Source organism: Desulfosarcina sp. (assembly GCF_033791525.1).
Taxonomy (GTDB): Bacteria; Desulfobacterota; Desulfobacteria; order Desulfobacterales; family Desulfosarcinaceae; genus Desulfosarcina.
The window spans coordinates 1-2,683 of record NZ_JASJGN010000425.1; the positions used below are offsets into that span (position 1 = coordinate 1).

A 2,683-nucleotide genomic window follows, 5' to 3' on the forward strand; every position below is an offset into this window, starting at 1 on the left:
TATCCCTCGCCAGGGCTTCGATCAGTTGGGGGCTGTTTTCGTAGACGCTGTCTGGGAAATTCACCGATCCGGTCGTGAGGCTGGCCATTTCCGGCTTCAGATGAAGCCGGTTGCTCCGCTGTTCGTAAGCCACGCCGGCCCGGCCACCGGTGGAGATCTGGACGATCAACCGGGTCTTGGACCGCAACCCCTCACAAGCCTCTTTGAACAGCCCATAATCGGTCGAGGGCGATTCATCTTCCAGGTTGCGCACGTGCACATGGATGATCGAGGCGCCGGCCGCCTCGCAGCGGACGCCGCAGGCGACGATTTCTTCCGGCGTGATGGGGACATGCGGATTGTCTTTTTTTCGAGGAAGCGATCCGGTGGGTGCGACTGTGATGATGAGCTTTTCCATGAACGCCTCAGCTCCTTCTGTTTTGGGGCGTCTTGACGGCGCGAGTGAAGGGAAAGACACGGACGTGGACGAAATTCCTGAAACGGGTCTTCCCGGTTCAGTTTCAGGTGCAACGAGTGCCTGGGTAACATGCACCGAACGTCTAAATTCTGCAAGACAATCCTGTCCGGGAAAGGCCTCCGAATGACATTACGGCTGCTATTGTATCCCGCATTGGCTGACGGGCGAGTGTCTTGTAATAAAAACGGCAGCCCGCTGCTGGTTAAAGCAGGCTGCCGTCTTTATGGAGGGCCGATTGTCGTCGGGAAGAATCAGTCGCACTATCAAAGACATCTGAATTAAATATCGTAGTACAGGTGGAACTCGTGAGGATGCGGACGCAGCCGCACGGGGTTGACTTCATTTTCGGTCTTGTATTCGATCCACGTGTCGATGACGTCTTTGGTAAAGACGTCGCCTTTGAGCAAAAAGGCGTGGTCTTCGGCCAGGGCAGCCAGCGCTTCGTCCAGGGAACCCGGCGCAGATGGGATCTCTGCCAGCTCTTCGGGCGGCAGGTCATAGATGTTCTTGTCCAGCGGATCGCCCGGGTCGATTTTGTTCTGGATGCCGTCGAGTACTGCCATCATGATGGCGGAAAAGGCCAGGTAGCCGTTGCACGACGGATCAGGAGTCCGGAACTCGATGCGTTTGGCCTTGGGCGACGCCGAATACATGGGGATACGGATGGCCGCACTGCGGTTGCGGCTGGAGTAGGCCAGGTTCACCGGTGCCTCGTATCCCGGCACCAGCCGTTTGTATGAGTTGGTCGTGGGGTTGGTGAAGGCGCACAGGGCCCCGCAGTGCTTGAGGATGCCGCCGATGGCCCAGAGGGCTTCCTGGGAGACACCGGCATATTTGTCACCGGCGAACAGGGGTTTGCCTTCCTTCCAGATGCTCACATGGGTATGCATGCCGGTACCGTTTTCACCATACAGGGGTTTGGGCATGAAGGTGACGGTGTGGCCGGCCCTGTGGGCAACATTTTTCAATACATACTTAAACCACATGAGCTGGTCGGCCATCTGAAGCAGCGGCATGAAGCGCATGTCGATCTCGGACTGCCCGGCAGCGGCCACTTCATGGTGCTGGCATTCCACGTCAATACCCAGGTTTTCCAGTGTAAGCATCATTTCCGAACGAAGATCCTGGAACCTGTCCGATGGCGGCACAGGATAATAGCCTTCCTTGTGCCGGAGTTTGTAGCCCAGATTGGGGCCTTCGTCCCGTGCCGTGTTCCATTCACCTTCAACCGAATCGATAGCAAATGCAGCGCTATGGGGGTCGCTTTTGTAGCGGATATCATCGAAGATAAAGAACTCGGCTTCCGGGCCGATGAAGGCCGTATCGCCGATGCCGGTGCTCTTGAGATAGGCTTCTACTTTTTTGGCGATGTTTCTCGGGTCACGGGTGTAGGTTTCCCTGGTGATGGGATCGGCGATATTGCCGATAAGCACAAGAGTGGTGTCTTTGTAGAATGGATCGATCTTTGCCGTTGTCGCATCCGGGATCACCAGCATGTCACTGGCATTAATGGGCTGCCAGCCGCGGATACTGGATCCGTCAAAGCCGAAGCCGTCTTCAAAGCTGCCTTCGTCCAGATGGGCGATGGGTACACTGAAGTGCTGCCACATGCCCGGGAAATCCATGAAACGAATGTCCACGACCTTTACGCCGTTTTCCTTAGCCATTGCCAATACTTGTTCTGGGGTCATCATTTCCTCCACTTCAAGTCAAATTAGGTAAAGAAAAGCTTTTCTATCGATTAAATGGCATCTGTTCCTGTTTCACCGGTACGTACCCGGATCACCTCTTCCACCGAAAACACGAAGATTTTTCCATCGCCGATTTTACCTGTGTTGGCGGCTTTTTGAATGGCCTCCACCACCTGGGCGGAACGTTCCGAGTCCACGATAATCTCGATCTTAACCTTGGGGATGAAGTCCACCACATACTCGGCACCGCGATAGATCTCCTTGTGTCCCTTCTGGCGCCCATAGCCTTTAACCTCCGAAATGGTCAGTCCCTGGATACCGATCTCGTTGAGAGCCTCTTTCACATCGTCCAGTTTGAAGGGTTTGACGATGGCCTCGATCTTCTTCATTTTTCAACCTCCTGTTTTTATGAAACGAGAGAGCGATTGTCGCCTCCTCATGGGTGGGTTTCCGTCTTGAACTTCTTTTTTCCGGTTCCTCTGCGAACGTTGTTCAGTCATGGATCGGATCTTCACCCGGGAGAATTTCCAGGATG

General features: G+C 54.8%; 3 protein-coding genes. All 3 read right to left on the minus strand.

From position 1 onward, the window contains the following. A partial coding sequence (locus QNK41_RS20475; RefSeq protein ID WP_319260922.1) for a 3-keto-5-aminohexanoate cleavage protein occupies positions 1 to 397 on the minus strand: 397 nt, incomplete at its 3' end. 338 nt (positions 398 to 735) lie between these two features. Next, the gene (gene glnA, locus QNK41_RS20480; RefSeq protein ID WP_319260925.1) at positions 736 to 2,148 is read right to left on the minus strand and encodes a type I glutamate--ammonia ligase; all 1,413 of its coding nucleotides are present in this window, start codon (positions 2,146 to 2,148) and stop codon (positions 736 to 738) included. 50 nt (positions 2,149 to 2,198) lie between these two features. Next, entirely contained in the window at positions 2,199 to 2,537 is a 339-nt protein-coding gene (locus QNK41_RS20485; protein WP_319260928.1) for a P-II family nitrogen regulator, read from the minus strand. Between the last annotated feature and the right edge of the window lie 146 nt (positions 2,538 to 2,683).

What these genes read in the sequence shown, in the direction of transcription:
- glnA (WP_319260925.1), bottom strand. Translation starts at nt 2,148, where the DNA reads ATGACCCCAGAACAAGTATTGGCAATGGCTAAGGAAAACGGCGTAAAG.
- QNK41_RS20485 (WP_319260928.1), bottom strand. Translation starts at nt 2,537, where the DNA reads ATGAAGAAGATCGAGGCCATCGTCAAACCCTTCAAACTGGACGATGTG.